Below are 3813 nucleotides of genomic sequence, written 5' to 3' on the forward strand. Positions count from 1 at the left end.
AAGTGGAATTCCCTGATGTCTCCCTTCTCCCCTGCCTTCCTCTCTACCGCGGATGTGGAAGAAAGCATTTAGGAAATGGGATTCATCATCTCATGAGGTCTCTTCATCCCTCTACTATTAATATCGCAGAAGGTTCGATTTTTTTACCCCCTTGGAGAGAAAAAATTTCAGAAAATTTCTCGGACCTATACTCAAGGCTCAGCCCAACTCCTTCCAAAGGAAGGAGCCTGCGTTACGTTCTATGCTATGAGGCCAATAGAGCGGAGAAGGGGTACGCCGAAGATGACCATGAGGGCTATCTGGATGTAGGCTGCGGCGCCGATACCGAAGGCGCCTGCCAGAAATCCGGAAACCATGCCGGTGGGAATCCCGTAGATATAAAGTTTCCTGCCGGTGAGCAGAATCCGGCGCCCGTGGAGATGATGGTTCAGCCAGTCCGCCTGGTAGAGCTTCACGTAAAGGATGAGGGCGCTGGAGAGGACCATGAGGCCTGTCATAAGGCTCAGATCGTCGGAGGGCATGCGGTTGGAAACGGCAGCGCCCAGAAGGGCGCCGATAATGCCGCCTGCACCGATTACGGCGCCTACCTTCACCACCACTTCATGTTCCCTGAAGTGGCTGACGGCACCGGAAATCATGGTAAAGGTCATGGAAGCCAGTGCCACCGCCAGGGCGGTGTGAATCGGTACGCCAAAACCTACGGTAAGGAGAGTAATGGTGACGCCGGCGCCGCCGGCTCCCACAAAGCCGATGACAGCGCCTAATAAAATCATAGATACGAAAAGCATAAAAATCTCCTTATGGCTGCTTACGCGGAACTCCCAGGGAAGCACTGATTAATTCATAGAGTCAGCTTTGATAAGAATAAAAGCAGACAGCGACTTAATCAGCGCTTCCCCAGGCCGCCGTTTTTTTTGCAAAAGGAGCTCAGCACCGTGGAGCCCAGAATGAGGACGGCTCCGGCAAGGCCAGCGGCGCCCAGGGGTTCTCCCAGCCAGCAGGCGGAGAGGATGATGGCCACGATGGGGTCGATGTAGCTGAAGAGGGCGGCGGTCTGGGCTTGGAGGCCGGCCATGCTGCCGAAGTAGAGGGTGTAGGTAATGCCTGTATGGACAATGCCTACGGTAAGAAGAAGAATCACCGTCACAGGCGCCCAGGGCAGGGCGGAAAGGTTTTCCGTGAGAAGGGTATAGGGCAGGAGTATCAAAGAGGCCAGGCCCAGCTGGGTAATGGTCATGTCATAGGCGCTGATGTCCTTCAGGAACTGGTTCAAAAGCATCACTGACGCATAAAAAGCAGCCGCCCCCAGGCCGAAGCCGATACCTTTGAAGGTAACCCCCTCCCCCGGCTCTGTCAGGACGCCGGAAATAAGGACCATGCCCCCAAAGGCAGCCAGGGCGCAGAGAAATTTCATCGCCGTCAGCCTTTCCTTCACTACAAAGGGAGACGCCAGAATCACAAACACCGGCGCCATGTAGTAGGACAGGGTGGCGGTGGATACGGTGGTATACCGGTAGGCCTCAAAGAGAAGAATCCAGTTGATTCCGATGGCGGCGCCAGAGAGGGAAAGAAATTTGAAATTTCTTTTCACCGCTTCCTTTGAAATGGAAGAATGGCGGAGGAGCACCACCACAAGAAGAAACAGGGTGGCCAGAATCCCCCTTGCCTCTGCAATCACCGTAGAGGGCAGAGGAATGTACCGGATAAAAATCCCCAGTGTGCCGAAAATCATCATGGCAAAAATAAACTGGCCCTTGGCCCGCGTGGTTTCTTCTTTCATAAGCCCTCCCCTGAAAAGTTTCCTTTTCTCTCCCATACTTCTTTTAAATAAATAATGTTTTTATTATACACTTCTGCTCCGGAAATGTAAAAAAGGCCGCTTCGCGGCCGGGGTTCCTCCCCTATATATTGTCCCACCCGCCTGCGGGGAGGAAAGGTGGTGGCGTCAGCCACCAAAGGGGGTGCTTCTTTTCCATCGCCCGTCAGGGCGGTTCTATGGTTTTTACCAGCCCATTAGCCCACCAGCCCACTAGTACACTAGCCCACTAGCCCACTGGCTCACCACACAAGTTTTATCATAATGGCGCCCCTTTATTTTCAAAGGGCGCCCACAACCTGCCGCCGCATGCGCCCCCGATCTTGCTCCCGACCCCGATCCCGATCACATTCCTACCCACCAGTACACCAAAGGATAGAGGACGAAGAGGAAGGCCAGGGTGGTGGTGACGAAGGAGGATTCTGCCATGTCCACGTTGAGGCCGTAGAGCTGGGAGGCGGCTACGGCGAAGATGGCAGTAGGCGCGCCGGCGGAGAGGACGACGCAGGTAATCATGGCGGGGTCTTTCACGAAAAGGATAGTCAAACCGTAGAGGATTGCCGGAAGAAGGATGAATTTCACCGGGAAAATGGGCCACAATTTGAGGGCATAGGTGCCTACGCTGCCCAGGCGGAGGTCGTAGCCCACGGGCATCATGCCCATCCAGGCGCTCACATGGATGAGGACGGTAAAAAGGGTCCCCACCGCTTCAGGCCTTTCCACGTGAAGGCCGGAGAGGAGAAGTCCTGCCGCCACTCCCAGGGCAGGAAGCTGGTTCGGTGTAAGAAGGAGACGGAGGAAGTTCGTCTTTCCCTTTTCTCCGCTGCCCGTTCCTATTTCATAAAACCGCTGGGCCATGGGGAAGCAGTAAAGGACAATCACCAGTATCTGGGGCACGGCGATGAGCTGCACGTAGGCAAAGCCTTTTTCCCCAAAGAGCACGTAGGCGCAGAGGCCCGCCAGGGTGCCTATATTTCCCAGCATCATGGAAATCATGTAGCTTCCCTGGTCCAGGGGGTTGGTGAAACGGTTCTTCTGGAATCCGTAGAAAAGGAGAACCGGGATAAAGCAGATAGGCAGGATGGAAATGGGAAGCCACAGGAGCTCCCGCGTCACGTGCACAGTCCAGAAGGAAACCAGTGATAGAAAAGTGGCCACGCACACCACGTTGGCTTTGATGACCATGCGGAGGATTTCCCGGGAAAGGCCCCACCGCCGGAGTACCATGCCCAGGAGGAGGGGCAGAAGGATGTCGGCAAATACGATAAAAAAGCGGCTGTTCATCCTTTTTCCTCCTTCCTTTTACTTAAAACCTTTTCCTATTATATCACTGCACGGGAGGCCGCAGCGCGGCCCGGGGGGCAGAAGGGAAGGTTGACGCCCGCTCCGCGGGCGAGGGTTATGGCTGCCTTACGGCGGCGGGTTGTGTAGAAGGGTTGTGTTTCAGAGGGTTGTGTAGAAAGGTTCTTAAGTTTGACCGGCCTTTGGCGGTCGGGTTCTGAAGTTTGACGGCGCCTATGGCGCCGAGGGTTGTGGTGGCGGCTTCGCCGCAAATCTTATATGCCTTACGGCTAACCCCTTCCGGCTCGCTGCGCTCGCCACCCACCCCTTAAACAGGGGTGGGCAGGGACGTTACGTTCTTTACTTTTGTGTCAACAGTGCTGCATGAGGTAGTGCGTTAGCCCCCTTCCTCTGGAAGGGGGGCGCCGCAGGCGACGGAGGATAGCGGATTTTCGTAAAGGGCGCGCTGATTCTGCGGCTGAATCAGTGCGCCCCTCAAAAGGCCGAGGCCCCGCAGGGGCCTAATGTGACACATAAAGCTGCAGGACATCATATATTCGGTGTTCCTCAGGGCTCCGCCCAGCTCCTTCCAGTGGAAGGAGCCTTACGTTACGGAAATGCCTTCCTGCTGCATAAATCACGCTGAACATTCTGCTAAGGGAAGCGCTGATTAAATCGTTATCGGATTTCATTCTTGAATTTTTATTCAATGCAAG

General features: G+C 55.0%; 3 protein-coding genes. All 3 read right to left on the reverse strand.

Going from position 1 to position 3813, the window contains the following annotated elements:
* Nucleotides 1-239 precede the first annotated feature (239 nt).
* The 3 genes from B2Y11_RS02640 to B2Y11_RS02650 all read right to left on the reverse strand — a co-directional run bounded on the left by B2Y11_RS02640 (nt 240) and on the right by B2Y11_RS02650 (nt 3100).
* Nucleotides 240-788, reverse strand: coding sequence for a sulfite exporter TauE/SafE family protein (locus B2Y11_RS02640; protein WP_291055853.1), 549 nt, complete (start codon nt 786-788; stop codon nt 240-242).
* A gap of 98 nt (nt 789-886) precedes the next feature.
* A complete protein-coding gene (locus tag B2Y11_RS02645) occupies nt 887-1780 on the reverse strand; it encodes a DMT family transporter (protein ID WP_291055855.1) in 894 nt (297 codons plus the stop codon).
* A 381-nt stretch (nt 1781-2161) separates the two neighbouring features.
* Nucleotides 2162-3100, reverse strand: a complete 939-nt coding sequence (locus tag B2Y11_RS02650) for an AEC family transporter (protein ID WP_291055858.1) — start codon at nt 3098-3100, stop codon at nt 2162-2164.
* Nucleotides 3101-3813: the final 713 nt, after the last annotated feature.

The sequence above is a fragment of the Dialister sp. UBA1703 genome (assembly GCA_002320515.1).
Taxonomy (GTDB): Bacteria; Bacillota; Negativicutes; order Veillonellales; family Dialisteraceae; genus Dialister.

Coding starts and splice junctions, on each gene's coding strand:
- B2Y11_RS02640 (WP_291055853.1), bottom strand. CDS start 788: ATGCTTTTCGTATCTATGATTTTATTAGGCGCTGTCATCGGCTTTGTG.
- B2Y11_RS02645 (WP_291055855.1), bottom strand. CDS start 1,780: ATGAAAGAAGAAACCACGCGGGCCAAGGGCCAGTTTATTTTTGCCATG.
- B2Y11_RS02650 (WP_291055858.1), bottom strand. CDS start 3,100: ATGAACAGCCGCTTTTTTATCGTATTTGCCGACATCCTTCTGCCCCTC.